Origin of the sequence: Deinococcus sp. KSM4-11, assembly GCF_004801415.1 — a bacterium.
In the GTDB taxonomy this organism is placed as follows: domain Bacteria; phylum Deinococcota; class Deinococci; order Deinococcales; family Deinococcaceae; genus Deinococcus.
On the sequence record NZ_SSNX01000011.1, the window covers coordinates 76,228 to 101,711 of the forward strand.

Consider the following 25,484-nt stretch of genomic DNA (forward strand, 5'->3'; position numbering starts at 1 on the left):
GCTCATCCCAGGATCTCCGCGAGGGGCGTGGTAAACGCGTGGGTGAGGGTCTGGACGGTCACGCTCAAGTGTATGTGGTGGGCGGGGAGGGCAATGGTGACGCGGTCGCCACCGCTGACTCCCAGCCGCGCATGGGGAACGCCGCGTTCCTTCAGGGCGGCCTCGGTGCCAGCCTCGTCGCGGGTGGCGATCACGATGCGGCTGTGCGCCTCGCCGTACAGCAGGGCGTCGGCGCGGGTGCGGTCGGGGGCGTCGAGGCTGACGGTCAGGCCGGTGTTCCCAGCAATCGCCATCTCGGCCAGAGCCACCGCGAGGCCGCCCTCGGCGCAGTCGTGCGCGGTGTCGGTCAGGCCCGCGCGGATCAGGTGCAGGGTCGCGTCGATCACCGCCTGCTCGCGCGTCAGGTCGAGGAGCGGGACGTGCCCGGCCTCCAACCCGTGAACACTTTCGAGGTACTGGCTCGCGCCGATGCTGTCGGCGTGCTCGCCGATCAGGTAGAGGGTCTGGCCCTCCCCTTTCAGGTTCAGGGTGGCGCGTTTCGTGACGTCGGGCAGCACCCCGACCATGCCGATGGTAGGCGTGGGGTGGATGGCGACGCGCTCGTCCCCTTCCGTGTACTGGTTGTACAGGCTGACGTTCCCGCCGGTCACCGGCGTGTTCAGGGCGCGGCAGGCGTCCGCGATGCCGTGCACGGCCTGCTGGAGCTGGTAGTACACCTCGGGCCGGTGCGGGTTGCCGAAGTTCAGGTTGTCGGTGATCGCCAGCGGCGTCGCGCCCACGCACGCGAGGTTGCGGGCGGCTTCGGCCACGGCGGCGGCGGCGCCGGTGTACGGGTCGAGGTACACGAAGCGCGGGTTGCAGTCGCTGGTGGCGGCCACGCCCATGCCCGAGCCCTTCACGCGCATCACGGCGGCGTCGGCCGCGCCGGGAACAACCACCGTGTTGGTCATGACCTGATGGTCGAAGCGCTCGAAGATGGCGCGCTTGCTGGCAATCGTAGGGTGACCCAGTAAGTCCGTGAGCACCGCGCCCAGGTCGCCGGGCACGGGCACGCCGCTCAGGTCACGTTCACGCTTGGCCTTGATCTCGTCGGATTCGATGCCCTCGCGGGTGTACTTGGGGGCCTCGTTCAGCAGGGCCACCGGCAGGTCGCAGACGACCTCGCCGCGCCACGTCAGGCGGTAGTTGTGGTGGGCCTCCACCCGCCCGATGGTGACCACGTCCAGTTCCCACTTGGCGAGCAGGTCGAGCAACGCCTGTTCCTTGCCCGGCACCGGCACCAGGATCATGCGCTCCTGCGACTCGCTCAGGCACAGTTCCATGGGCACCATGCCGTCCTCGCGGGTGGGCACCAGATCGAGGTTCATGGTGATGCCGAGTTCCGCTCGGTACGCCATCTCGCAGGTCGAGCTGACCAGTCCAGCCGCGCCCATGTCCTGCACACCAGCGACCACACCCGCCTGGATGGCCTCCAGGGTGGCCTCCAGCAGCAGTTTCTCCATGAAGGGGTCGCCCACCTGCACGGCGGGCCGGTCCGCCTGACTGGCGTTGCTGAGGTCCGCCGAGGCGAACACGGCGCCGCCCAGGCCGTCGCGCCCGGTCTTCGATCCGACGTACACGATGGTGTTCCCGACCTCACCCATCGTGCCCTTGGCCAGATCCTCGTGGCGCAGCAGGCCCAGGGCCATCACGTTCACCAGCGGGTTCTCCTGGTAGCTGGGGTGGAAGGTCACCTCGCCGCCCACCGTGGGCACGCCGATGGCGTTGCCATAGTGCGCGATGCCCTCGACCACGCCGTTCAGCAGAAAGCGCGTGCGGGGGCTGTCCGGGTTGCCGAAGCGCAGCGAGTCCAGCACCGCGAAGGGCCGCGCGCCCATGGCAAAGATGTCGCGCAGAATGCCGCCCACGCCGGTCGCCGCGCCCTGCACCGGCTCGACAGCGCTCGGGTGGTTATGGCTCTCCATCTTGAAGGCCACGCCCCACCCATCGCCGATGTCCACCACGCCCGCGTTCTCGCCCGGTCCCTGGAGCACCTGCGGCCCGGTGGTGGGGAAGAAGCGGAACAGCGGGCGCGAGTTCTTGTAGCCGCAGTGCTCGCTCCACATGGCCCCCACGATGGCGGCCTCCAGCGCGTTCGGCTCCCGGCCGATCTGCGACACGAGCAGGTCGAATTCCTCCGTGGACAGGCCAAACGTGCCCGCACGGTCGCGGAGAGACGAAGTGGATGGAACAGGGATCTGGGTCATGGAAGTGCCTCTGAAGGGTGCTGGGGATGAAATAAACCGCGCGCGGTGCGTGGAGTTGGGCGGCTCAGCCGTGCTTCTTGCCCATCTGCACTTGCCCACGGTGGTAGGCGACGTGCCTCAGCTGCATGCCCAGGCCGGTCAGGCGTTCACGCTGGCCGGTGGGGGCGGCGGGCGCGCGGAGCAGGTCGCCCAGCTGCCCGTCGGTCAGGTCGCGGGTGTGCGCGACAACCTCCGCGCCGACCCGGTCGAGTTCGCCCAGGACGATGGCCTTGCTGTTGGTCTCGTTCGCGTGGGGCGTGCCGCGCAGGTCGTTCATCCACGGCGCGGTTTCCCAGCCCAGGTGGGCGTAAGTGGCGCTGAAGTCCTGCAACGCGAAGAAGCGCAGCCACTCCGAGATGTGCAGGGCGTGCCACGCGGGACTGTGGCCCAACAGGGACGACTGGAAGTCGGCGTCCGGCACGGCATCGAGCGCGGCGCGGAACATGGTCAGCTCCTGCTCGAAGGCGCTGGCCAGGAAGCTCTGGGCACTGACGCCCGTCATGCGCCCACCGGCACGGCCGCCACGCCGGTCCGGCTCAGGCTGCGAAACACGCCCTGGCCGTCCTCGCTGCCCAGCAGGGCCTCCACGGCCCGCTCCGGGTGGGGCATCATGCCCAGCACGTTCCCGCGCTCGTTCACGATCCCGGCGATGTCGTTCAGGCTGCCGTTGGGGTTGTCCACATACCGGAACACGACCTGCCCGTTCCCTTCCAGCCGGGCAATCGTCTCCGGATCGGCATAGTAGTTGCCCTCGCCGTGCGCGATGGGAATCTCGATGACCTGGCCCTGCGTGTACGCGCCGGTGAACGCGGTTCGGACGCTTTCGACACGCAGGTGCACGGGCCTGCACATGAAGTGCAGCTCGCGGTTGCGGCTCAGCGCGCCGGGCAACAGGCCGCTCTCGGTGAGCACCTGGAAGCCGTTGCACACGCCCAGTACGTATCCCCCCCGCTCGGCATGCGCCTTCACGGCCTGCATGATCGGGCTGCGGGCGGCAATCGCGCCGCTGCGGAGGTGATCGCCGTAACTGAAGCCGCCGGGCAGGAACACCAGATCGGTGCCTGCCGGCAGACCGGGTTCCGTGTGCCACACGAACTGCGCGTGCTCGTCGAGCAGCAGCCGCGCGGCATGCAGGGCGTCACCGTCGCAGTTGCTGCCGGGAAACTGGATCACGACGGTCTTCATAACCCTCCGATTGAAGCGGCGCGAGCGGCGAAATCCGAGCGGAGCGAGTGAGAGCAAGCGCCCATGACCGGAGCTGGAGCGGCCTGCGGCGCGTTCCCGCGGGCCGCGGAAGTGGAGGTGATGGGCGTCACAGGTGCTCCGGCTGCGCCACGGTGCGCTCGTTGACGACATTCCCGGTGTTCAGGGTGCCGGCAGGTTCGAACATCAGCATCCAGACCTCCTCCGTCTCCGCCACGGGCAGGTGCTCCACGCCGCGCGGCACGATGATGATCTCCCCCACCCCGATCCGCTGCTCGCCGCCTCTGAAGCGCATCAGCAGCGTGCCCTGCGTGACCATGAACAGCTCGTCCTCGTGCTCATGCGCGTGCCACACGAACTCGCCGCTGATCTTGGCGATCTTCACGTGCTGACCGTTCAGCTCCCCGATCACCTTCGGTTGCCAGTGTTCGTTGAAGGCGTCGAATTTGTCCTGCAACCTCACGACTTCGGGGATGCTCACGCCTCGTTCAACTCCCAGCGGGCATCCTCCATCACGGGATTGCTCAGCACGTTCTCGGTGATGTCCCTCAGTTGGGCTTCCACGTCGTCGCGGCTGCCGTTCAGGGTCAGTTCGATGTACTTCCCGACGCGCACGCCGTTCACGTTCCCGTGGTCGAGGTGCGACAGGGCGCGTTCCACGGTGCGTCCCTGCGGGTCGAGGATGCTGGGCTTGAGGGTCACGAACACTTTGGCTTTGAAGGTGGACATGGGTTCTCCTGTGAAGGCCGGGGGCCGGGGCTGAACGTGAGACGCAGACTCAGCGGTCGGCGCTCAGCCCTCGGCCGGGGCGGTCACGCGCCGCAGCATCTCCGCGTACGCGTCCTCGACGCCGCCCAGGTCGCGGCGGAAACGGTCTTTGTCCATCTTCTCGTTCGTTTCGGCGTCCCAGAAGCGGCAGGTGTCGGGGCTGATCTCGTCGGCGAGGACGATGGTGCCGTCGGGCAGGGTGCCGAATTCGAGTTTGAAGTCGATCAGGCGCACGCCGCGTGCCAGGAAGTACGGCACCAGGAAGCCCCGGATCTTCAGGGCGAGTTCGCGGATGCGCAGCAGTTGCGGTTCGGTGGCCCAGCCGAGGCTCAGGGCGGTATCGGTGTTGATCAGCGGATCGCCCAGCGCGTCGGACTTGTAGCAGTACTCGACGATGGGGTGTTCCAGCGGCGTGCCTTCCTCGATGCCCAGGCGCTTGGAGAAGCTCCCGGCGGCGACGTTCCGCACGATGACTTCCACTGGCACGATGGTCACGGCCTTCACGAGCTGCTCGGTGTCGGAGAGTTTCCCGACGAAGTGCGTGGGCACTCCGGCGGCCTCCAGCAGCGGGTACAGGTGCGCGGTGATGGCGTTGTTCGTGGCGCCCTTGCCCACCCAGGATCCGCGTTTCTGGGCATTGAAGGCGGTGGCGTCGTCCTTGTATTCCACGATGTACTCACTGGGATCGGCGGTGGCGTAGACGCGTTTGGCCTTGCCCTCGTACTTCATCTCGCCCCGCTGTCGCCCTTCGCTGCTCGGTGCCGTCATACGCCCTCCGCCGTGCCTGTGGAATGCCAGGTCTGGGAATGTAGGAACCGCGTCCCCCGTGGTAAACCGGGGCGACGCTGGAGTGCCTGCGAATTGAACATGAAAGCCTCCATCGCCGCCTCTCGGACGGACTTACCGCCTGCAGTCTGGCCTGTGGCCGGGCGGGGCGTCTCACGGGACGCGGGTGGAAGAAATGGGAGTGCCGCCCGGTCGGTGGGCGGCCTTACGTCAGGGTAACACCCCGGCCCGTGGAGGCGACCGGGGTGTTCAGGTGAGTGGGACGAGGCCGGTTTCTAGTGGCTGTGTCCGCCCGCCTGGCCACGGTTCCCGCTGACTTCCTCGCGCACCTCGGCCACCATGACCGTGCACGCCTCCGCGCAGGGAATGCCGCCGGGCACGCCGTCGAAGAAGGTGTGCGCGAGTTTGTCTCCGGCCCACAGCCGCGTGCGCAGGCAGGATTTACAGACCTCCTGCGCGACGTGCTCGACCTGCTCGGAGGTGGCTTTCTGCACCTTGGCGTAGATCCCGGTCTGGCGGCGGGCCGTGGTGGGCCAGGGCGTGGCGCGCAGGGCGTGGCAGGTGTGGGCGTAGGTCTCCTCGACGACTGCCGGGTACACGTAGTGCAGGGCGCGGCGCAGGTCCGGTTCACTGAGCACCGCCCGCCAGCCGCGCGGCAGGTTCCGGAGGGTGTGCACGGGGCGGTGGTCGCCGCCGTCGTCGTGGCGCACAGAGTCGCGCACGCCCTCGGGCGTGACGAGGGTGCGCAGGTCACCGCCGGGACGGCCCTCGTCGAGCATGTGGCGCACCTCGTACACGCCACTGTCCGGGGTGATCAGCACCTCGCCCAGGCGCAGGCCCCGGCGGGCGCGGTCCAGCAAGGTCTGCCACGCATGCTCGTGCCCGCGCTCGATGTCGCCGTCCTGGGACGTGGCCCCGCTGGCTTCCTGGGCGAGGTGCAGGATCACGTCGGCCACCGCGGGGTGCGTGCCCACGGGCCTGGCGTAGTACACGGTCTGCGGGCCGTGCGGGTTCTCCGGGAAGGGCGTGACGTCGCCGGTCAGGCCCATGTCCTCGGGAATGGTTTCCAGGGTGTGCCAGCCCTCACTGGCGAAGAAGGGCACCACGACCACGCGCGGGGCCGTGATGACCTCCGGCCACGTGCCGACCTTGGGATCTTCATCGAGAAACAGCGCCTGCACCTGCGCGAACTGCCCGGTCTCGCGGATCAGGTCGGCGTTGTGGTAGATGACCTTGTTGCTGTTCTCGTTGCGGGTGGTGCCGTGGCCGAGCACGATCAGGGCGGTGTCCTGCGCGCTGAAGTCCGGCAGGGCCTCGCGGGCGCGGGCCAGGATCACGTCGGTCATGCTGGGGTGCACGCCGTACGGCAGGGTGTAGCGCACGGTGCGCCCACCGATCACGCGGGCCACGCCGCCGGGCGGCACCGATCCCTGGTGGCCCAGCCCCAGTTCGCGCGGAATGACGACCTCCGTGAAGTAGCCCTCGCTGATGAACATGGGAATCACGGTCACGTCGGTACTGGAGGTGGTTTTCAGCACCTGCCGCAGCGAGGGTTCCTCTTTCCAGTACCCCTCGATGACCTCGTCGTACAGGCCGCGCTCGCGGATCAGGTCGGCGTATCGGTAGACGGCCACGGCAGACTCGCCGTTCAGGTGGGAGCCGTGCCCGATGAGGATCAGGGAACGCATATGCTGGCACTGTAGCGCCCACCGGGCGGGCGGAATTGTCCCGAGGCTTGCACGTTGCGCCGCGCCGCAGGCAAGGCGCGATAAGCGAGCGTAAAGCGGCCTTTCACCTTCCTGAGACCTCCACTCCGTACGGTGGAAGGTGCCGCGTTCGCACTCCGGGGGAATCCGCCCCCGCCGGACGCCTGCCAGTTCAGGATGTGTGCTGTTCAGAGATCACGTCCAGGAGGTTCCACATGTTCTTCCAACAGAACGACCGGCACGAGAAGATGGCCGCCCTTGATCCGCGCGACACCAACCAGGACGGCGTGGTGAGCCCGCAGGAAGCCGCCGCGTACGTGCAGGACTACATGAAGAACGCCTCGCCCGAGGAGCGCCAGCAGGTGCTGCGGGACTACATGAACGGCCTGAGCCCGGATCAGCGCCAGCAGATGGGCGACGCGATCGTGCAGAGCCCCGCGAACCCGGTGCAGCAGGTCAACGCGCAGGATCCCGGCGACCTGGCCGACGCCTACGCGAAGACGGCCCAGGCCCCCGCACAGGATGGCAAGAGCCCGCTGGAAGCCGCGTTCGCGCCGGGCGGCATGCTCAGCAACCCGATGGTGAAGGCCGGGCTGGTGGGGCTCGCGGCCATGATCGGCAGCAGCGTCCTCAAACGCGGGCGCTGAGCCACGTTCCAGAGGGCCGGGCCACCCCCGCTGTGGGGATGGCCCGGCCCTCTGCCGGCGTCATGCGCAACTGAATATGACGCGCGGCGAGCGATTCCTCGTCTGCGCAGCCGCGCCAGCCAGTCCGCTTCGCGGCCAGTTCCCCCACGCAGGATGTGACATCGAAACGCCCATCACGCGCCTTCCTTCCGCCTAAGCAGGAGGCCAGAGAGCCGAAACTCTCTCCCCTGCCAGCCCACCGAAAGCCATCGTGCGTGCAGCGCGCGGGCGCTGACGACGGAAACGGAGAGCGCAGAGACGCCGCCCAGGCCAGCGTGACTGCCGCCGGGGCCAGCTCGAACCTCAGAGCAACCACCTGCTCAGCGCAGCCCCCAGCCCCTGCCCCTCTGGGGCAGGGGCTGGGGCAGCCCGCCGCAGGCGCACACCTTCCACACCGACGTCCCAGAGCACACCCCGCTCGATTTCCACCTTCGAAGACGCAGCCATGCCAGTCTGCATGCAGTTGTGCAGGAGAGGCATCGTCCGCTGGGCCAGCCACGAGGCACGGGATTTGGCCGTGCGGCCATCCAGCGGAATCCTTGGCAGTCGGCTGTTCCAGGCCAGCGAGCCGCTAGAATTGCGCCCAATGCCCCTGTCCTACCTGACGCGGATCGCGCAGACGCCGGCCCCGACCTTCCATGAGGAACGCCGGGCCGAACTGATCGCGTCGCTGTGGCAGGATCTCGGCTACACCACGGAACGCGACGACGTGGGCAACGTCCTGACCCGTCTCACGCCGCCCGGCACCGAGGGCAGACCTGCCCTGCTGCTGGCCGCGCACCTCGACACCGTATTCGAGGCGGGCACCGACGTGACGGTACGCGAGGACGCCGGCCGACTCGTGGGGCCGGGGGTGGGCGACAACAGCGCTAGCCTGGCGGTCGTCACGGCGCTGCTGCGTGACCTGCGCGGCGGCGGCAGCACCTTGACCCGGCCGCTGTGGGTGGCCGCGAACGTGGGCGAGGAAGGCCTGGGCGACCTGCGCGGCAGCAAGTCCCTGATCGAACAGCACAGTCCGCAGCTGGGGGCCTTCGTCGCCGTGGACGGCTACCTGGGCGTGGCGGTCACGCGCGGCGTGGGCGTGCGCCGCTACCGCGCGAGCTTCATCGGGCCGGGCGGGCACTCGTGGGGCGACCAGGGGCCGAGCGCCCTGCATGCCCTGGGACGCGCCATCAGCGCCCTGTACGCCCTGCACCTGCCCCTCACGCCGCGCACGACCCTGAACGTGGGGGTGGCGGGCGGCGGCACGAGCGTGAACTCGATCGCCGGGAGCGCCGACCTGCTGCTGGACCTGCGGTCGCTGGACGCCGGGATGCTCGCGGATCTGGACGGCCGCGCGGTCGCGGCCCTGCACGCGGCGGCGCGCGAGGTGGGCGTGACCGTGCGGATCGAGCGGGTCGGGGATCGCCCTGGCGGGCACCTGAACAGCGAGCCGCTGCTGCCCCTGATCCGGGAGGCGGCCCGCGAGATCAAGCTTGACGTCCGCACCGCCTCGAGTTCCACGGACGCGAACGCGGCCGCGCCGCACGGCCTGAGCGCGGTGGCGGTGGGGGTGTACCGGGGCGGGAACGCGCACCGCACGGACGAGTGGGTGCAGGCGGCCAGTCTGGGCTCGGGGCTGAAGTTCCTGCGCCGCATGGTGGATCTGTACCAGCGTCGCCCCGTGCGCTGAGTTTGGGGGGCAACCCCAGCACTGACCGCCTGGTCAGTACCCCCGCCGGGGGCCGGTTTTTCGTGACCTGGATGGCAATTCCAGCCCACAATTTTCCCATCCGGGAAGCGCAAAATAGAGCGTACTTATGACACCCTCGCCGCGGCCCGAGGCTTCAACCCGCCCCACCATGAACGCCCGCCCAGGGCCGATCCGGCGCAGTCTGCGGTGGCTCGCCGTCGGCAGCGCGCTGCTCGCGGGTGTGAACGCCCTGGCCGCGCCCTCCTCGCCCGCACAGGCCCTCTACACGCGCGTGAACACCCTGATCCAGCAGCAGTACGGGGGGCTGTCCACGGTCGATCGTGCCGCCCTGACCCGTGAGTACCAGACGCGTCTGGACGCCGTGTGTGCCGCCGAAGGTGCCGACTGCCCTGAGAGCAAGGCCTACCCGGTCGTGACAGCCGAGGTGACGGCCCTGGGCGACGACCACAGTTATTTCATGACGCCTGACGACCTGAAGGACTTCGTGTCGCGCGCCACGGGCGGCACCCGGCGGCAGTTCGGCGTGAAGCTCGCCAGTCTGGACGGCGAGAACCGCGTGGTGACTGAAGTCGTGCCCGGCAGCGCCGCCGACACGGCCGGCCTGAAACGCGGCGACCTGCTCGTCACGCTGGACGGCAAGCCCTACACCTACGCGGGCCTGCGCGCCGCGCGGGATGCGGGCACGGCCATCACGCTGGGCCTGACTCGTGTGGGGCAGCCGGTCACCGTCAGCATCGCGTCCAGCGAGAGCAGCACCGAGGAACTGCCGCTCGTGCAGTACGTGCCCGCTCCGAGCGCCATGAACCCGCAGGCGGACGTGGCGGTTCTGCGTATCCCGACCTTCCTGTCCGGTGGGGGCGTCGCGCAGCGCGTGCACGACCTGGTGGGCGAGGCGCAGACGCACGGCGCGGCGGGCATGATCGTGGACCTGCGCGGCGATCCCGGCGGCAGCCTGAGCGAGTGCGACAGCGCGGTCAGCGCCTTCGTGCCCACCGTGATCCGCCTGGCCCGCTCGGCCGACGGGAACAGCCGCACGGTCGTGAGCCGGGGCACGCGCCTGGAAGACGGCATGCCCAGCGGCGGCGTGCGCCGCCCGCACCTGTGGACGGGGCCGCTAGCCGTGCTGGTCGACCAGGGCAGCGCGTCGTGCAGCGAGTTTTTCGCCTATGAAGTGCAGTACGCCGGGCGCGGGCCGATCATCGGGGAGAACACGGCGGGTGTGGGCAACACCGCGACCCGCGTGTTCGACGCGGGCGACGGCGGCCTGCAACTCACCATCCTGAATTACGCGAAACCCGATGGCACGCCGTACCCTGTACACGTCACTCCCAACCAGACCTTTGCGCAGGGGGAGGCGCAACTGCGCGACCTGACGCTCGGCAAGGACGACCTGCTCGAGGCGGGCTTGAAGGCCCTGACGAGCGCGCCCGTGCTGGGCAGCGATCCGTACCAGCTGCCCTGACGGTGGCGAGCGGTTGAACGGATGTTTTCTTCAGACGGGGCTGTTCGGTCAGGCCCCGTCGCCCGGCTGCTCCAGGCCCCGCAGCGCCCAGCGCAGGCCGAGCGCGGTCGCCGCGCCGATCGCCGCCAGCGTAAGCCAGGGCAGGGCGGGAAGACCTATGCGCGCGCCCGCATCGACGAGCACGCCGCCCAGGGCGCTGCCAAGCGCGCCGCCCGCGCCGAGGCTGATGGCGCTGAACCCGAAGTAGCTGCCGACCAGGGCAGGCGGCGCGAAGCGGGCGGTGAGGGTCTGCTGGGCCGGGTACACCAGCATGGTGCCCAGCGAATACAGGGCCACGCAGGCCAGCAGGGCCGGGAAGGTCGTGGCCAGCGCCATGAGGCCCAGGCTCAGGCCGACCAGCGTGACGGCCGAGACGAGGGCGGCGCGCAGCGGGACATGCCGCTCCACGGCGCGCAGCAGTGGGTACTGCAGCAGCACCGCCAGCCCCGCCGAGAGGCCGTACAGCGGCACGGTGGCGTGCGGCCCGGCCAGGGCAATGGCCTTGAGCGTGACGGCCACGTTGATCTGCGTGCTCAGGATGAAATTGCCGATCAGCACCAGCGTGAAGCGCCGGAAGGGCACGTCGGCCGCCGCCTGTGCCAGCCCCGCGAGGCTGCGGCCAGGAACGCGGGCGGGCCGCACATGCGGCAGCGTGACGGCCATCACGCCCGCCGCGAGCAGGTACACGCTGGCCGCCGCCAGGGCCGCCGCGCGGAAGCCCAGGCCCAGGAGCGCCGCGCCGATCAGCGGGCCGCCCAGCATGCCCAGGTTCCCGGCAATGCTGGTCAGGCTGAACATCCGCGCCCGCTGCTCGGGCCGCGTGACGGCCGTGATCGCGGCATTCTTCGGCGCATCGAACAGGCCGCCGCCGACGCCGGCCAGCAGCGCGGCGGCGAGCAGCACGCCGGGCGTCGTGGCGAAGCCCATCCACGCGAAGCCCAGGGTGCGCAGCAGGCACCCGGCGAGGATCAGCGGTTTCGGCCCCAGGTGGTCGGCCCACGCGCCGCCGAACACGGTCAGGCCCTGCTGGGCCAGCTGCCGCACCCCCAGGATCACGCCGATGGTCGCGGCGGGCCAGCCCAGGCCGCCCTGCGCGGATGCGCCGCTGAAGTGCACAGTGACCAGTGGGATCACGGCGAAGAAGCCGCCCCACATCAGGAAGTTGGCGCCGATCAGGCCCAGTTGCGCCGCGCTGGGGCGCAGGGAATCGGTGAAGGTGGCGGTCACAGGCCGGAGGCTAGCGTGCCCCGGCCAGTCGGCGGCGCTGGGCGCTCCGCTGGGCGGGACAGGCAGGTCGCCGCGAGCAGTCAGCCGCCCACGTGCACCATCGGCCGGCGTCTGGCGTCGCGCTCGGCCACGCGCAGGATCTCGTGCGTCAGCGGCGGGATGTCGCCCTCGCCGGCCAGCAGGAAGCGCAGGGCGTTCGCCGCCGGACCCTTCTCGCTCCACTCGAAATATACGTGCGGGGGCTGTCCGGTCAGGTCGCGCACGTACAGCAGGACGGCAGCCAGCGTGTTCGGGACGCTGCTGCCCGCCGCCCGCAGAATCGCGTGGGATCCCACACGCACGCCCGTGACCGGCACGGTGGCGCTGAAGTCGCTCGCGTCGTCAATGGCGACCTCGAGAAACAGCGCGACCTCGCCGGGCGAGAGGTGGTTGTCGAGCCGCACTTCCAGCGCCTTCTCGCGGTATTCCAAGTCGTCACCCTCGTTCAGGCGGTTGGCGATGAAGCGCACCGGCTGGCCCTGGGCCACCACGGCGTCCAGCATGGCTTTGGCGTCATCGTTCAACACGACGCGCTGCACGCGCAGTTCGGTCGAACGTGAGATGCGCGACCCGACGCTGACGACCAGGATGCCCAGGATGAACATCGACGCGATCCACAGGCCCTCGGGGCGCTGCCGGACGGTCACGACGCTGGTGTACACGAAGATCGCGCTGACGATCAGGAACGCGGCGGCCGGCACGCGGTGGCCCCGGCGCAGTTCGGTCAGGAACACGGCGATGGCCGCCGAGGTCATCAGGGCCAGCACCCCGGTCGCGTACGCGCCCGCCTGCGCGTCCACGTCCGCGCGGAAGGCCAGCGTGACCAGCGCGCTGATCACCGTGAACAGCACGACCAGGGGCCGGGTGGCGCGCGCCCAGTCGGGGGCCATGCCGTAGCGGGGCAGGTAGCGCGGCACGATGTTCAGCAGGCCCGCCATGGCCGACGCCCCCGCGAACCACAGGATCAGGATGGTGGACGCGTCGTACAGCGTGCCGAAGGCCTCGCCGAAGCGGCTGTGCGCCAGGTACGCCAGCGCGCGCCCGTTCGCGTGGCCGGCGGGCGTGTCGACCCTGACCTGCGTGGTCGGGCCGCCGGGCGTGACCGTCACGAGGATGGGCAGCGGCCCGCCGACCGTCTGGGCCTGCATGGTGTACGTGCCGGTGGGCCCGACCGGCACCTTCAGCGCGTAGATCTCGCGCGGCCGGGTGGGGTTGTCCAGCGGCACGTTCACGACCGCCCGCCCGGCGGCCAGATCCGCCGTATTGACCTCGTGGCTCACCGAGGTCGCCGCCCAGAATTCATGGCGGGGAATGAGCAGGGTCGTGACCAGCGACGAGCCGATCAGCATGACGCTCATGATCAGCGCGGCGGTGGTCAGCAGCTTGCGCGCGTTGCGGATGCGGCCGGTGGGCTGCGCCTGGGTGTCGGTGGCGTCACCCTTCACGAGGGGCATGACCACCACGCCCGTCTCGAAGCCGGACAGGCCCAGCGCCAGCGCGGGGAACACCAGCAGCGCCGCGCCCACGATGGCCAGCGGCGAGGCGTAGGCGTGCGTCAGCGCCGTCCACCAGTCGCCCAGCACGCCCGGGTGTGCCAGGACGTCCAGCACGCCGCGCCCGACCACGACCACGCTCAGGACCAGGTAGAGGGCCACGATGCCCACCGCGATGCCCACCGCCTCCTTGAAGCCCTTGAGGAACACGGCCGCCAGCAGCGCGATCAGCACCAGCGTGACGGGGATCTCCCGGCCGGACAGCGCGGCCTTCAGCAGGGGGTTTTCCACCAGGTGCGCCGAGGCGTCCGCCGCCGACAGCGTGATGGTGATCACGAAGCCGGTGGCGACGAAGCCGATCAGGGCCAGCACCAGCACCTTGCTGGGCCAGTAGTCCAGCAGGCGTTCCAGCATGGACAGGCTGCCGTCGCCGTGCGGACTTTCCTGCGCCACCCGGCGGTACATGGGCAGCGCCCCGAAGAGGGTCACCAGCACCAGCACCAGCGTGGCAATGGGCGACAAGGCCCCGGCCGCCAGCGCCGCGATCCCCGGCTGGTAGCCCAGCGTGGAGAAGTAATCCACGCCGGTCAGGCACATGACCTTCCACCACGGCTGCGTGTGGTGCTGCGCCGCGACCTCCCGCTCCGGTTCGTAGAAACCCTCCGGTTCAGGCTGGTTCGATTCCAGAAACCACGTCATGAACGGACTGCGCGCGGGGCGTACGGAGGACATTGCGGCAGTGTAACCCCCCTCTCACGCGCCTGCGCCACCGGACTCCACCGGATTTCTTGACCGACGCCTCGGCCGGCCGCTGCCAGGGTGTGGGCGACCTAGATGCCGAAGCAGTCAGGGCAGATCAGGCCGTTCAGTCCCGTCCGATCACGTGCACATCCACGTTCTGCGTGGCCTGGAGCACGTGCTTGATGATGTCGCCGCGCAGCAGTTCCAGCCAGCGCGAGCGGCTGGTCTCGCCCAGCACGATCTGCGTGGCGTTCACGCGGCGGGCGTATGCGACGAGGGTGTCGCCCACGCCCCCCTGCGGGTCGAGCACCTCGAAGGTGCCGCCTAGCGCTCCCGTGATCTCGCGGCAGGTGTCCAGCAGCCGTGCCTGATCCGGCGTCAGACGGGCGGAACGCACGGTGACGACGTGAAGTTCCGCATGCAGGCGCCCCGTGAACTGCCCACCCCGGCGGATCAGCCTCAGGGCCGTCTGCTCGGCGGCCACCGCCACCACCACGACCTCGTTCGCCCCCGGCTGGCCGTCCGGGGCCTCGGCCTCCACGGTCTGCGCCACGTGCCGCAGGGCGATCTCGCGCAGCGCCGTCAGGTTCGGCGTGGTGAAAAAATTCCCCAGCGCCTGCTCGATCTTCTCCGGCGCGTACACGTGCCCTTCCCGCAGACGATTCCGCAGATCCTCCGGGGGCAGGTCAATCAGGATCACCTCATCCGCATCCGCGAGCACATGATCCGGCACCCGCTCGCGCACGCGCACCCCGGTCAGGCGGGCCACCATGTCGTTCAGCGATTCCAGGTGCTGCACGTTCATGGTGCTCAGCACGCTGATCCCGGCCTCCAGCAGGGTTTCGACATCCTCCCAGCGCTTGCCGCGACCACTGCCCGGCGCGTTCGTGTGCGCCAGTTCATCCATCAGCACCACGTCCGGGCGCCGTGCGATCAGGCCGGGAATGTCTGGCTCGGTCAGCACCATCTCGCCCCGCGGCAGGTTCAGGCGGGGAAAGACCGGCAGGCCCGCTGCGGCCGCCTGCGTCCCGGTTCGGCCGTGCGTTTCCAGCACGCCGATCAGGACGTCCTCGCCCCGGGCCTGGCGGTCGCGCAGGTCGTTCAGGGCACGCACGGTCTTGCCCACGCCCGCCGCCATGCCTAGGAAGATCCGGTGCGTGCCGCGCGGCGCGGCGTCCGGGGTCTTCTCTCGGGTCAGGCGGACGGGATCGGTCATGGGCTTACTTCAGGCTGTCCAGCGCCAGGTTCACGCTCAATACGTTGACGCGTTCCTCGCCCAGGACGCCCAGGCTGCGACGGGTGATGTGCGCCCGGATGGTCGTCTCCACCTGCGCGGGCGTGAGGGTGCGGGCCGTCGCGATGCGCCCGACCTGTGCCAGGGCGCCGGCCACGCTGATGTCCGGGTCGAGGCCGCTGGCCGAGGCCGTGACCATGTCCACCGGCACCGGCGCGGTGGCGCTCAGGCCATTCTCGGCGCGGAAGGCGGCCACGCGGGCCTTCACGGCGTCGCTGAGTTTGGCGTTGGTCGGCCCCCAGTTGCTGGCGCCGCTGTTCTCGGCGTTGTAGGGCTGCGGGCCGCTGCCGTCAGTTTTGTTGGTCTGGCTGGGCCGTCCGTGCAGGTACTTCGGTGCCGTGAAGTTCTGGCCGATCAGCGCGGAGCCGATCACCTTGCCGTTCTGGCGGATCAGGCTGCCGTGCGCCTGGGTGGGGAACAGGACGTTCCCGGCGAGCGTGGTCAGCAGAGGGTACGCGAGGCCGCAGATGAGTGTGAAAAGCACGGCGGCGATCACCGAGGAGAGCAGAACGCGGGCGATGGGCGTGGGAACGGGTTCGTTCAGGTTCGGGGTGGTCATTTCACAGCTCCTTGCAGCATCTGCACGTGGTCGGTGATCGGCCCCAGGGTCAGGGCGGGCAGGAAGGTCAGCGCGCCCACGATCACGATCACGGACACGGTCAGGCCGCCGAACAGAGCGGTGTCGGTGGGCAGGGTGCCGCTGCTGGGGGGTACGCGGCGTTTGGCCGCCAGCAGGCCCGCCACAGCCAGCATGGGCAGCAGCGTCAGGTAGCGGCCGATCAGCATGGCCAGGCCGATGGTGAGGTTGTAAAAGGGCGTGTTCGCATTCAGGCCTGCGAAGGCCGAGCCGTTGTTCGCCGTGCCGGACGTGTAGGCGTACAGAACCTCACTGAAGCCGTGGGCGCCGGGGTTGTTCAGGCTGCCCAGGGCCGAGGGGAGCGTGACGGCCAGCGCGGTGAAGCCCAGGATGCTCAGCGGGTGCGCCAGGACGGCCAGCATGACCAGTTTCACTTCACGCGCCTCGACCTTCTTGCCCAGGAATTCCGGCGTGCGCCCGACCATCAGCCCGGCAATGAACACGCTCAGGATCACGTACTGCACGAAGTTGATGAAGCCCACGCCCTTGCCGCCAAACACGCTGTTGAGCTGCATCTGCACGAGGGTCACGAGGCCGCCCAGCGGCGTGAGGGAGTCGTGCATGGCGTCTACTGAGCCCGTGGTGGCGGCGGTCGTGGTGGTGGAGAACAGCGCGGTCTGGGCCATCCCGAAGCGGACTTCCTTGCCCTCCATGTTTCCGCCCGCCTGCGTGGCCGTGATCGTCTGATCCGCGCCCAGCCGGGTCAGGATCGGGTTGCCGCGCTGCTCTGCGCTGAACAGCACGGCCAGGAAGACCACGAACATGGCGAACATCCCGCCGAAGATCACCCAGCCCTGCCGGCGGTTGGCGAGCATCCGCCCGAAGGCGTAGGTGAGCGACGTGGGCAGCAGCAGCATGGCGAGGAGTTCCAGGGCGTTCGTGAGCGGCGTGGGGTTCTCGAAGGGATGGGCGGAATTCACGCCGAAGAACCCGCCGCCGTTCGTGCCGAGGTGCTTGATGCTCTCCAGGCTGGCCACCGGCCCCAGCGCGATCTGCTGCGTGCCCCCCTGGAGGGTCGTGACCGACGCGGTCGGATCGAGGGTCTGCGGCACGCCCTGCCAGACCAGGGCCAGGGCCAGTACGACACTCAGGGGCAGGAACACGCGGTAGATGATGCGGGTCACGTCCACCCAGAAGTTCCCCAGGCTGGCTCCACTCCGACCGGCGAGGCCGCGCATAAAGGCCACCGCCGCCGCGAAGCCGGTGGCCGCCGATGTGAACATGAAGGTCGTCAGCACGGCAATCTGCGAGAAGTACGACAGGCTCTGCTCGCCGCTATACGCCTGCCAGTTCGTGTTCGTCATGAACGACACCACCGTGTTCCAGGCTAATTCAGGGGGCTGCGCCGCGAACTTCGACGGATTCCAGGGCCACGCGGCCTGGAGGCGGATCAGCACGTACGAGATGAGCAGCATCACCAGATTGCTGACGACCAGCACCTGGCCGTAGCGGCGCCAGTCCATCGGCTCGGCCGGGTTCACGCCCAGCATGCGGTACGTGAGGCGCTCGGGCGCGGTGTGGCGTTCGCCCGTGACCACGCCGTGCAGCCAGCGGCCCACCGGCACGACCAGCGCCCCCATCACGGCGAGCAGGATCAGCAGTTGAAGCAGGGCCGCCGACATCTAGAAGTCCTCCGGGCGGAGCAGGGAATATACGAGATACGCGCCGATCAGCAGCGACACGAGGGCCAGGAAGAGGATCACAGGCGTTCCATGCCTTTCACGGCGAGCGCGATCAGGCCGAAGCAGACGAGGGTCAGCAGGATGAGCAGGATGTCCATGAATATGTCCTCAGCCCAGCAGTGGGGCGATGAGCAGGTCGATGACCTTGATGGCGATGAAGGGCAGGATCAGGCCACCCAGGCCGTACACCAGCAGGTTGCGGCCCAGCAGCGAGGCGGCGCCCATGGGGCGGTAGGGCACGCCGCGCAGGGCGAGGGGAATCAGGGCGGGGATGATCAGGGCGTTGAAGACCACGGCGCTCAGCACGGCGCTGGTGGGGCTGTGCAGCCGCATGACGTTCAGCACGCCCAGCGCCGGGTAAGCCGTGACGAACAGGGCGGGGAGGATCGCGAAGTACTTCGCGACATCGTTCGCGATCGAGAAGGTGGTCAGCGCCCCGCGCGTGATCAGCAGGCCCTTGCCGATCTCGACGACCTCCAGCAGCTTGGTGGGATCGCTGTCCAGGTCGACCATGTTCCCGGCCTCCTTGGCGGCCTGCGTGCCGGAATTCATGGCCAGACCCACGTCGGCCTGGGCCAACGCCGGAGCGTCGTTGGTGCCGTCGCCCATCATGGCGACGAGCTTGCCGCCCTGCTGCTCCTCCCGGATCATGGCCATCTTGTCTTCCGGGGTGGCCTCGGCCAGGAAGGAGTCCACGCCGGCTTCCCGGGCAATGGCCTCGGCGGTCAGGGGGTTGTCGCCGGTGATCATGACGGTCCGCAGGCCCATGCGGCGCAGCTGCGCGAAGCGTTCGCGGATGCCGGGCTTGATGATGTCCGACAGGGCCACGACGCCGAGCAGCCGGCCGTTCTCGAGGACGCTCAGGGGGGTCGCGCCGCCGCGTGACACCTGGTCGGTGATCGCGGCCAGTTCCGGCGGCACGCGCCCGCCGCGTTCCTGGGCCAGCGCGGCGATCCGGCTGCCCGCACCCTTGCGGATGCTGGTGTCCGCGAAGTCCAGGCCGCTCATGCGGGTCTGCGCGGTGAACTCCACGAACTCGGCCCCCTGCGGCAGCGGGGCGTCCACGCCGCGCTCGCGGGCCAGGGCGACGATGCTCTTGCCCTCCGGTGTAGGGTCGGACAGACTGGACAGCAGGGCCGCGCGCATCAGGTCGTCCGGCGTGACGCCGGGCAGTGGATGGAAGTCGGTCGCCAGCCGGTTCCCGATGGTGATGGTGCCGGTCTTGTCGAGCAGCAACACATCCACGTCGCCCGCGACCTCGACGGCCTTGCCGCTCTTGGCGATCACGTTCGCCTGAAGCGCCCGGTCCATGCCCGCGATGCCGATGGCCGGCAGCAGGCCGCCGATGGTCGTGGGAATCAGGCACACCAGCAGCGCGACCAGCGTGACCGGCGCGGCGGGGGCTCCGGCGTAGAGCGTGAAGGGGTACAGCGTGACCACGGCCAGCAGGAACACCAGCGTCAGGCCGCTCAGCAGGATGCCCAGCGCGATCTCGTTCGGGGTCTTCTGGCGGCTGGCCCCCTCGACCAGGGCGATCATGCGGTCGAGGAAACTCTCGCCCGCGCCGCTGGTCACGCGGATCACGATGCGGTCGCTCAGAACGCGGGTGCCGCCGGTCACGCCGCTGTGGTCGGTGCCGGCCTCGCGGATCACGGGGGCGCTCTCGCCGGTGATGGCGCTCTCGTCCACGCTGGCCAGCCCCTCCACGATCTCGCCGTCGGCGGCGATCAGGTCGCCGGCCTCCGCGACGATCAGGTCACCCCGGACCAGCTGCGTGCCGGGCACGACCTCCTCCTGGCCGTTCACGATCCGGCGGGCCTTCACGTCCTCGCGGGCGGACCGCAGGGACGCGGCCTGCGCCTTGCCGCGCGCCTCGGCCAGCCCCTCGGCAAAATTGGCGAACAGAACAGTCAGCGCCAGCAGCAGCGTGATGGCCAGCCCGTAGCCCCATGGCCGGCCCTGGAGGAGGCTCTGCCCGGTGAGGATCAGCGTGAGCACGGTGCCGACATAGACCACGAACATCACGGGGTTGCGGGCCTGGTCGCGCGGCGAGAGTTTGCGGAGGCTGGCCAGGGCCGCGCCGCGCAGCAGCACCGGCGCGAAGATGCCCTGCGGTTTCGGGGCGGTGGCGGGTGTGAAGGTCATGGGAGGGATCCGGACAGGCTGGGGGTAGTCATGGCTGGTCGCATGCTCGGCCGCGCGCCGCGCCGCGCCCATCGGCCAGGTGGCGTCCGGGACTGGCCAGGTGGCCACTGGTCGCCGCGGAATCGGGCGGTACGCTGAGGAGCGATGACCGAGCTGTGGCGCGCCCTCTTTCCATCCCTGCGTCTCCCGCTGGGCGAGGGCACCGTCTGGACGGTCGCCCTGACCCTGCTGCTGCTGGTGCTGGCCACCGATCTGCTCACTCCGTCGTCCGTGGTGGTGGGCACACTGCTGAGCGCGTCGGTGGCATTCGCGCTGCTGGGCGCCTCGGGGCGCGCGACATGGCCGCTGACGGGCCTGGGCGTGCTGGCGAACCTCGTGGCGGGCGTGCAGAACGGCCTGCGGGACGGCTGGGACAGCACGGATCTGCTGAACCGCGCGGTGAGCATCCTGACCGTGCTGCTGGTGGGCGTCCTGACGTGGCGGGCCAGACGGGCCAGCGAGCGCGCCGCGCAACTGCGCGAGGACGAATGGCAGCTGACCCGGGAACGCACCCTGCGGCAGCTCGCGCAGGACATGGGCGGCCCGCTGGGACAGGCGGAATTCGTGGAACGCGCCGCGCTGGCCCTGCTGCACCTGACCGGCGCCAGCAGCGTGGAGGTCGGAGCCGTCGACCGTGCCGTGCTGCGCGCCCCGCACGCGCTGGTGAGCGCGCCGGATCACGGGCCGGCAGGGTCGCGGCTGGGCCAGCGCCTGCCCCTGGAATTCCTGGCCCGGCCGTCCGGCGCAGCCGAGACACCCGCCCGCGAGGTCTGGGCGGTGGATGGCGGGAATATCTTCCTGGCGCGGCTGCGCCGCCCGGACAGCGGCGACCTGCTGATCATCCTGACCGCGCCGACCACGCCGCCCGCGCTGACGGCCGAGGCCGCCCACGCCCTGCAACCCCTGCTGGAACGCACCGCCCTGCTCGACGACCTGCGCGAGAGCCGCGCGCAGCTGGCCGAGCGGGGGGAACTGCTGCGCGACCTCGTGTACGCCTTCTCGCACGACCTGCGCACGCCGCTGATGGCGAACGCCATGAACATGCACGCCGCCCTGCGCGGCGCGTACGGCCCGCTGCCCGACGACTACCGCGCCACCCTCGAGAACGGCATCCAGGCCAACGAGACGCTACTCGCCCTGGCCGAACAGCTGCTGCTGGTCGCAAAGTACGAGAGCGGCGAGGATCAGGACACCCCGGACGAGGGAGGGCGCGTGAACCTGCGGGACGTGGTGCTGGGCGTCGTGGGCGACCTGCGCACGCGGGCCGAGGAACGCCACGTGACCATCGAGACCGATCTGGAGGGTGCGGGCGTTGCCGGTCGGCGGCACGACCTGCGCCGCGCGGCGCAGAACCTGGTGGAGAACGCCGTGAAGTTCAGTCCGCCCGGCGGCACCGTGCGCGTCACCGTGCGCGCGGACGACGAGGCGACCCTGACCGTGCAGGACGAGGGGCCGGGAGTGCCCAGTAACGCGCAGGCGCGGCTGTTCCAGCGCTTCCACGCGGGCGGTGCGGGACGCGGCACCGGCCTGGGCCTGTACCTGACCCGCAAGATCGCCGAGGCCCACGGCGGCGCCGTGCGCTACGACCGCACGCCGCAGGCCCGCAGCGTGTTCACCCTCACCCTGCCCCTCGCGCCGGAGGCCGTCCATGCCTGAGCCCACCTCCGGCCCGATCCGTGTCCTGCTGGTCGAGGATCACGCCTTCACGCGCGACGGTCTGCGCGCCGCCCTGAACCTGGAAAGCGACCTGCGCGTCGTGGCCGAGGCCCGCAGCGGCGAGGAGGCGCTGGAACAGCTCGCCGCGCATGCCGTGGACGTGGCCGTGGTGGACATCGGGCTGCCCGGTATGGACGGCATCCAGACCGCCGCCGAGATCCGGGCGCGCTTCCCTGCCGTGCGGATCGTGATGCTCACCGCCCATGACCTGCGCGCCGAGGTGCTCGCGGCCCTCGCGTCCGGCGCGGACGCCTACTGCCTGAAAGGAGCGCGCCCGGATCTGCTGCTGCTGGCCGTACGGGCCGCCGCCGCCGGCAGCGCATACCTCGATCCGCAGGTGGCCCACCATGTCCTGGGCAGCGTCCGGGCGCCCGGCGAGCACTCGCCGCTGACCGCGCGCGAGCTGGACGTGCTGCGCCTGGTCGCGGACGGCCTGCCCAACCGGGATATCGCGCAGCATCTGGGCATCAGCGTGAGCACCGTGAAACTGCACGTACAGGAACTGCTGGTCAAGCTCCAGGCGGCCGACCGCACCCAGGCGGCAGTGAAGGCCCTGCGGGCGGGGCTGCTGTGACCGCTAGCATGCCCACATGTCCGCGCTGACCCTGCTGGCCCCCGGCGTCCACTTCCTGCCCGGCGCGGTGAATTCCGTGGTGCTGGAGGACGGACGCGGCGGGGCCCTGCTGGTCGATACCGGTCTGGACGAGTCGCATGCCCGCAAGCTGCTGCGGGGGCTGGAGGCGGCAGGGCTGATGCCGACCGGCATCCTGAACACGCACAGCCACGCCGACCACCACGGCGGGAACGCCCAGATCCTGAAGAGGTTCCCGGAGCTGAAGGTCTTCGCGCCGCCGCTGGAGCAGGCGATCATCACGCACCCGATCCTGGAGCCGATCACGCTGTTCGGGGCGCGGCCCCCGCGCGACCTGCAATCGAAATTCCTGCTCGCGCCGCCCAGTCCCGCGCGCCTGGCGCCGGAACCGGGCCTGACCCGGATCGGCGGCGTGGACGTGGAACTGATCGAGGTGGCCGGACACGCGAGCATGATGTACGCCGTGCGGGTGGGTGGGTTCCTGTACGCCGCCGACGCGCTGTTCGGAGCGTCGGCACTGGAGAAACACCCGCTGACCTTCTGCGCCGATTCGCGCCTGCAGAAGGAAAGTGCCATGAACCTCGGCGGGTTGGAGGGCGTACGCGTCACGCTGCCCGGCCACGGCGACCCGACGGACGATCTGGCCGGACTGGTGGCCGTGAACCTCACGGCGTACGGGCGCACGGCGGCCGCGGTGCTGGCCGCCGTGCAGGCAGGCGCGGCCAGTGTGGACGACCTGCTGGCCCGCGTGTGCGACGCACTCGGCGTGACCATGACGAACGCGGGCGCGGTGGTGCTCAACCGCGCCGTGGTCAGCGCGCACCTGACAGAACTGCTGGAGGCCGGCCAGGTCACGATGACCGTGCAGGATAACCGGCTGGTGTTTGAACTCGATGACCGCGTGAGCACCTGAACCACCCACGAATGACCGTGTGTACACTGGGTCATGAGCGTCCAGCCACGGACGGTGCGGCCCGGGGCGAGCGGCCCGGCCCTGGTCGGCCGGGACGTCGAGCTGGTGCTGGCCTGCGACCTGTTGCGGCGACCGGAGGTGCGCGTGGTGGTGCTGCGTGGGCCGGGGGGCGTGGGCAAGACGCGCCTGGCACGCGAGATCCAGGAGCAGGTTCACACGCACTTCGAGCTGGGAGCGGAGTTCGTGAACCTCGCCCCGCTGAGCGGCCCGGAGCAGGTGCTGCCAGCGGTCGGGCACGCGCTGGGCGTGCAGGGCGGCCGCTCGCCGCTGGACGCCCTGGAACAGATGGTCGGTGACCGGACGCTGCTGCTGGTGCTGGACAATCTGGAACACCTGCCGGACACCGAGGGGGACATCGTGGCGCTGTGTGAACGGCTGCCGGGCGTGCGGGTGCTGGCGACCAGCCGGCGCGTCCTGCGCGTTCGGCACGCCCGCGAACTGCCGCTGCCGCCCCTGGCCCTGCCGCTGCGGCCGCAGGACGCGGCCCGCAGCCCGGCCGTGCAGCTGTTCGTGCAGCGTGCCCAGGAGGTCGAACCGGAGTTCACCTTGACGCCCGACAACGCGACGCTGGTCAGCGCGGTGTGTGCTGCGCTGGGCGGGCTGCCGCTGGCGCTGGAACTCGCGGCGGCGCGGCTCCGGGCCGTCGACCTGGCGGGCTTGCTGGCCTGGCTCGACACGTCCCTGGAGGTGCTGGACGGCGGCCCCCTGGACGACGCGCCGCGTTCGCGCTCACTGCGTCACGCCGTCCGCTGGAGTTACGACCTGCTGACGGCGGCCGAGCAGGCGGTGTTCACGGCGTGCGGCCGGTTCCGGGGCGGCTTCACCCTGGACGCCCTGGAGGCCGTGACCGGCCGCCCGGACGCGCGGGCCATCCTGATCGCGCTCGTCGAGCACAGCCTGATCCAGCGGGCCGAGGGCACACCGCCCCGCTGGACGCTGCTGGAACCCGTGCGCGAGTTCGCGGCCGAGCTGCTCCACGACTCGCCGCAGACCGCCGCAGTGGTGGGCCGGCACGCGCACTTCTATCTGGAGCTGGCCGGGGCAACGGACGACACGGAGATGAGGCCGGCTCCGGAACGCATGGCGCGGCTGACGGCAGACGAGCCCAACCTGCTCGCGGCCCTGGATCACTATGTGGCCTCTGGCCAGGTCGTCCACGCGCAGGCCCTGGCCGCTGGACTCGTCCCGTTCTGGTATGGGCGTGGACAGCCCGCATTCGGAGTCCGGCAGCTGCAACGGGTTCTGGAGATGCCGGACAGCCTTCCCGGTTCCCAGCGGGCCCTGCTGTCCTGCAACGCTGCCGGCCTCGCGAGCCGGGCCGGGTTCACGGAACAGGCCGAGCGCTGGGCGCGGGCAGGGCTGGCCCAGTACCGCGACCTGGGCGACGTGGCTGCCGAGGCCGGCGCCCTGGGCAACCTGGCCGACATGCTCGCCACACAGGGGAAGTCCACCGAGGCCACCGTGCTCTTTCGGGAGGCCCTGGCGCGGTTGGAAGCGCTCGGTGACGCGATGGGCCAGGGCGCGGTGGCGCACAACCTGGCGTGCACCCTCAGTCAGTCCGGCCAGTACGAGGCCAGCCTGCCGTACTTCGAGCGAACGCTGGGCCTGTGGCGGCAGCTCGGCCACTCCACCGGGGAGATATACACCAGCGCTGTCCGGGCAGTGCAGCACCTGCGCCGACATCACCTGCCGGAGGGCCGTGCGGATGCTCGGCAAGCGTGGCAGCTCGGACGGGATCTGCCGGACGTCATCTTCCGCGAGGCCCTGCTGTTCATCGGCGGCCTGCTGGCTGCGCGCCTGGGTCACCCGCTGGTGGGCGTCCGGCTGACCGCCGCGAGTGAGGCGCTGCGGAACCGTGCTGGTGTTCACATCCCACACGCGTGCCACCGTGAACGCGACGAACTGATCGCGGAACTGCGCGCTGCACTGGATCATGCCGCCTTCGAGGCGGCGTGGGCACAGGGCGCAGGTGCTGCCCCGGACGAGGTGGCCGCCGACCTCGACGACGCCATGCAGGCGCTGCCGATGGCCCCGGCACCCTCCACCACGGCCCTCACGGCGCGCGAGCTGGAGGTGCTCGCCGGCGTGGCGTGTGGGCACAGCGACAAGAAGGTCGCGCTGGCACTGGGCATCAGTGCGGGAACGGTGGGCAAGCACGTGGCGAGCATGCTGCACAAGCTGGAACTGCACAACCGCGTGGAACTGGCCCGCTGGGCGGCAGCGCACACCTTGACCCCCTGATTGTCCCCCTCCCGTCTCCTCTGCCACCCCCCGAATC

21 protein-coding genes are annotated in these 25,484 nt (G+C 70.2%); 7 read left to right on the forward strand and 14 right to left on the reverse strand.

The features are described from left to right. Window positions 1-2: 2 nt before the first annotated feature. The 7 genes from purL to E7T09_RS21015 all read right to left on the reverse strand — a co-directional run bounded on the left by purL (window position 3) and on the right by E7T09_RS21015 (window position 6,766). A complete protein-coding gene (gene purL, locus E7T09_RS20985) occupies window positions 3-2,246 on the reverse strand; it encodes a phosphoribosylformylglycinamidine synthase subunit PurL (RefSeq protein ID WP_136391159.1) in 2,244 nt (747 codons plus the stop codon). 64 nt (window positions 2,247-2,310) lie between these two features. Further along, the gene (locus E7T09_RS20990; RefSeq protein ID WP_136391160.1) at window positions 2,311-2,787 is read right to left on the reverse strand and encodes a DinB family protein; all 477 of its coding nucleotides are present in this window, start codon (window positions 2,785-2,787) and stop codon (window positions 2,311-2,313) included. Next, entirely contained in the window at window positions 2,784-3,470 is a 687-nt protein-coding gene (purQ, locus tag E7T09_RS20995; RefSeq protein ID WP_136391161.1) for a phosphoribosylformylglycinamidine synthase subunit PurQ, read from the reverse strand. The genes E7T09_RS20990 and purQ overlap by 4 nt, the downstream gene beginning before the upstream one ends. 127 nt (window positions 3,471-3,597) lie before the next feature. Continuing rightward, window positions 3,598-3,969 (reverse strand): cupin domain-containing protein, encoded by a 372-nt coding sequence (locus tag E7T09_RS21000; protein WP_205747064.1) that lies wholly within the window; start codon window positions 3,967-3,969, stop codon window positions 3,598-3,600. Further along, on the reverse strand, window positions 3,966-4,217 hold the full coding sequence (purS, locus tag E7T09_RS21005; RefSeq protein WP_136391162.1) for a phosphoribosylformylglycinamidine synthase subunit PurS: 252 nt from the start codon (window positions 4,215-4,217) through the stop codon (window positions 3,966-3,968). The genes E7T09_RS21000 and purS overlap by 4 nt, the downstream gene beginning before the upstream one ends. A gap of 63 nt (window positions 4,218-4,280) precedes the next feature. Further along, window positions 4,281-5,024 carry a phosphoribosylaminoimidazolesuccinocarboxamide synthase gene (gene purC, locus E7T09_RS21010; RefSeq protein WP_136391163.1) on the reverse strand — a complete coding sequence of 248 codons (744 nt, stop codon included), beginning with the start codon at window positions 5,022-5,024 and terminating at the stop codon, window positions 4,281-4,283. 293 nt (window positions 5,025-5,317) lie between these two features. Next, window positions 5,318-6,766, reverse strand: coding sequence for a DR2241 family protein (locus E7T09_RS21015; RefSeq protein ID WP_255578463.1), 1,449 nt, complete (start codon window positions 6,764-6,766; stop codon window positions 5,318-5,320). 197 nt (window positions 6,767-6,963) lie between these two features. Between E7T09_RS21015 and E7T09_RS21020 the strand changes: the two genes are divergently transcribed. From E7T09_RS21020 to E7T09_RS21030, 3 genes are all read left to right on the forward strand, one after another. Further along, a complete protein-coding gene (locus E7T09_RS21020) occupies window positions 6,964-7,395 on the forward strand; it encodes a hypothetical protein (RefSeq protein ID WP_136391165.1) in 432 nt (143 codons plus the stop codon). A 625-nt stretch (window positions 7,396-8,020) separates the two neighbouring features. After that, window positions 8,021-9,106: a M20/M25/M40 family metallo-hydrolase gene (locus tag E7T09_RS21025; RefSeq protein ID WP_136391166.1), complete on the forward strand. Its 1,086-nt coding sequence runs from the start codon at window positions 8,021-8,023 to the stop codon at window positions 9,104-9,106. Window positions 9,107-9,275: 169 nt separating this feature from the next. Next, window positions 9,276-10,589, forward strand: coding sequence for a S41 family peptidase (locus E7T09_RS21030; RefSeq protein WP_136391167.1), 1,314 nt, complete (start codon window positions 9,276-9,278; stop codon window positions 10,587-10,589). A 48-nt stretch (window positions 10,590-10,637) separates the two neighbouring features. Here E7T09_RS21030 and E7T09_RS21035 read toward each other — a convergent pair whose 3' ends face one another. The 7 genes from E7T09_RS21035 to kdpB all read right to left on the reverse strand — a co-directional run bounded on the left by E7T09_RS21035 (window position 10,638) and on the right by kdpB (window position 19,886). After that, window positions 10,638-11,783 (reverse strand): MFS transporter, encoded by a 1,146-nt coding sequence (locus E7T09_RS21035; RefSeq protein WP_136391210.1) that lies wholly within the window; start codon window positions 11,781-11,783, stop codon window positions 10,638-10,640. 152 nt (window positions 11,784-11,935) lie between these two features. After that, window positions 11,936-14,119, reverse strand: coding sequence for an APC family permease (locus tag E7T09_RS21040; protein WP_136391168.1), 2,184 nt, complete (start codon window positions 14,117-14,119; stop codon window positions 11,936-11,938). A 133-nt stretch (window positions 14,120-14,252) separates the two neighbouring features. Then, entirely contained in the window at window positions 14,253-15,344 is a 1,092-nt protein-coding gene (locus tag E7T09_RS21045; RefSeq protein ID WP_136391169.1) for a sensor histidine kinase KdpD, read from the reverse strand. Between the two features lie 4 nt (window positions 15,345-15,348). Next, window positions 15,349-15,981 carry a potassium-transporting ATPase subunit KdpC gene (kdpC, locus tag E7T09_RS21050; protein ID WP_136391170.1) on the reverse strand — a complete coding sequence of 211 codons (633 nt, stop codon included), beginning with the start codon at window positions 15,979-15,981 and terminating at the stop codon, window positions 15,349-15,351. After that, window positions 15,978-17,681, reverse strand: a complete 1,704-nt coding sequence (gene kdpA, locus E7T09_RS21055; RefSeq protein ID WP_136391171.1) for a potassium-transporting ATPase subunit KdpA — start codon at window positions 17,679-17,681, stop codon at window positions 15,978-15,980. The genes kdpC and kdpA overlap by 4 nt, the downstream gene beginning before the upstream one ends. Beyond that, a complete protein-coding gene (gene kdpF / locus E7T09_RS22390) occupies window positions 17,682-17,762 on the reverse strand; it encodes a K(+)-transporting ATPase subunit F (RefSeq protein WP_255578464.1) in 81 nt (26 codons plus the stop codon). Window positions 17,763-17,849: 87 nt separating this feature from the next. After that, the gene (gene kdpB, locus E7T09_RS21065; protein ID WP_136391172.1) at window positions 17,850-19,886 is read right to left on the reverse strand and encodes a potassium-transporting ATPase subunit KdpB; all 2,037 of its coding nucleotides are present in this window, start codon (window positions 19,884-19,886) and stop codon (window positions 17,850-17,852) included. Between the two features lie 144 nt (window positions 19,887-20,030). Between kdpB and E7T09_RS21070 the strand changes: the two genes are divergently transcribed. From E7T09_RS21070 to E7T09_RS21085, 4 genes are read left to right on the forward strand one after another with little or no spacing between them, the layout of a single operon-like run. Further along, window positions 20,031-21,581, forward strand: a complete 1,551-nt coding sequence (locus E7T09_RS21070; RefSeq protein WP_136391173.1) for a sensor histidine kinase KdpD — start codon at window positions 20,031-20,033, stop codon at window positions 21,579-21,581. After that, window positions 21,574-22,215 carry a response regulator transcription factor gene (locus E7T09_RS21075; protein WP_136391174.1) on the forward strand — a complete coding sequence of 214 codons (642 nt, stop codon included), beginning with the start codon at window positions 21,574-21,576 and terminating at the stop codon, window positions 22,213-22,215. The genes E7T09_RS21070 and E7T09_RS21075 overlap by 8 nt, the downstream gene beginning before the upstream one ends. Window positions 22,216-22,231: 16 nt before the next feature. Further along, window positions 22,232-23,146: an MBL fold metallo-hydrolase gene (locus E7T09_RS21080; RefSeq protein ID WP_136391175.1), complete on the forward strand. Its 915-nt coding sequence runs from the start codon at window positions 22,232-22,234 to the stop codon at window positions 23,144-23,146. A 33-nt stretch (window positions 23,147-23,179) separates the two neighbouring features. Further along, complete coding sequence (locus E7T09_RS21085) at window positions 23,180-25,447, forward strand: tetratricopeptide repeat protein (protein WP_136391176.1); 2,268 nt, start codon at window positions 23,180-23,182, stop codon at window positions 25,445-25,447. Window positions 25,448-25,484: the final 37 nt, after the last annotated feature.

Excerpts from the sequence above, each read along its gene's own strand:
- purL (WP_136391159.1), bottom strand. The coding sequence starts at position 2,246 with ATGACCCAGATCCCTGTTCCATCCACTTCGTCTCTCCGCGACCGTGCG.
- E7T09_RS20990 (WP_136391160.1), bottom strand. The coding sequence starts at position 2,787 with ATGACGGGCGTCAGTGCCCAGAGCTTCCTGGCCAGCGCCTTCGAGCAG.
- purQ (WP_136391161.1), bottom strand. The coding sequence starts at position 3,470 with ATGAAGACCGTCGTGATCCAGTTTCCCGGCAGCAACTGCGACGGTGAC.
- purS (WP_136391162.1), bottom strand. The coding sequence starts at position 4,217 with ATGTCCACCTTCAAAGCCAAAGTGTTCGTGACCCTCAAGCCCAGCATC.
- purC (WP_136391163.1), bottom strand. The coding sequence starts at position 5,024 with ATGACGGCACCGAGCAGCGAAGGGCGACAGCGGGGCGAGATGAAGTAC.
- E7T09_RS21020 (WP_136391165.1), top strand. The coding sequence starts at position 6,964 with ATGTTCTTCCAACAGAACGACCGGCACGAGAAGATGGCCGCCCTTGAT.
- E7T09_RS21025 (WP_136391166.1), top strand. The coding sequence starts at position 8,021 with ATGCCCCTGTCCTACCTGACGCGGATCGCGCAGACGCCGGCCCCGACC.
- E7T09_RS21030 (WP_136391167.1), top strand. The coding sequence starts at position 9,276 with ATGAACGCCCGCCCAGGGCCGATCCGGCGCAGTCTGCGGTGGCTCGCC.
- E7T09_RS21035 (WP_136391210.1), bottom strand. The coding sequence starts at position 11,783 with ATGTGGGGCGGCTTCTTCGCCGTGATCCCACTGGTCACTGTGCACTTC.
- E7T09_RS21040 (WP_136391168.1), bottom strand. The coding sequence starts at position 14,119 with ATGTCCTCCGTACGCCCCGCGCGCAGTCCGTTCATGACGTGGTTTCTG.
- E7T09_RS21045 (WP_136391169.1), bottom strand. The coding sequence starts at position 15,344 with ATGACCGATCCCGTCCGCCTGACCCGAGAGAAGACCCCGGACGCCGCG.
- kdpC (WP_136391170.1), bottom strand. The coding sequence starts at position 15,981 with ATGACCACCCCGAACCTGAACGAACCCGTTCCCACGCCCATCGCCCGC.
- kdpA (WP_136391171.1), bottom strand. The coding sequence starts at position 17,681 with ATGTCGGCGGCCCTGCTTCAACTGCTGATCCTGCTCGCCGTGATGGGG.
- kdpB (WP_136391172.1), bottom strand. The coding sequence starts at position 19,886 with ATGACCTTCACACCCGCCACCGCCCCGAAACCGCAGGGCATCTTCGCG.
- E7T09_RS21070 (WP_136391173.1), top strand. The coding sequence starts at position 20,031 with ATGACCGAGCTGTGGCGCGCCCTCTTTCCATCCCTGCGTCTCCCGCTG.
- E7T09_RS21075 (WP_136391174.1), top strand. The coding sequence starts at position 21,574 with ATGCCTGAGCCCACCTCCGGCCCGATCCGTGTCCTGCTGGTCGAGGAT.
- E7T09_RS21080 (WP_136391175.1), top strand. The coding sequence starts at position 22,232 with ATGTCCGCGCTGACCCTGCTGGCCCCCGGCGTCCACTTCCTGCCCGGC.
- E7T09_RS21085 (WP_136391176.1), top strand. The coding sequence starts at position 23,180 with ATGAGCGTCCAGCCACGGACGGTGCGGCCCGGGGCGAGCGGCCCGGCC.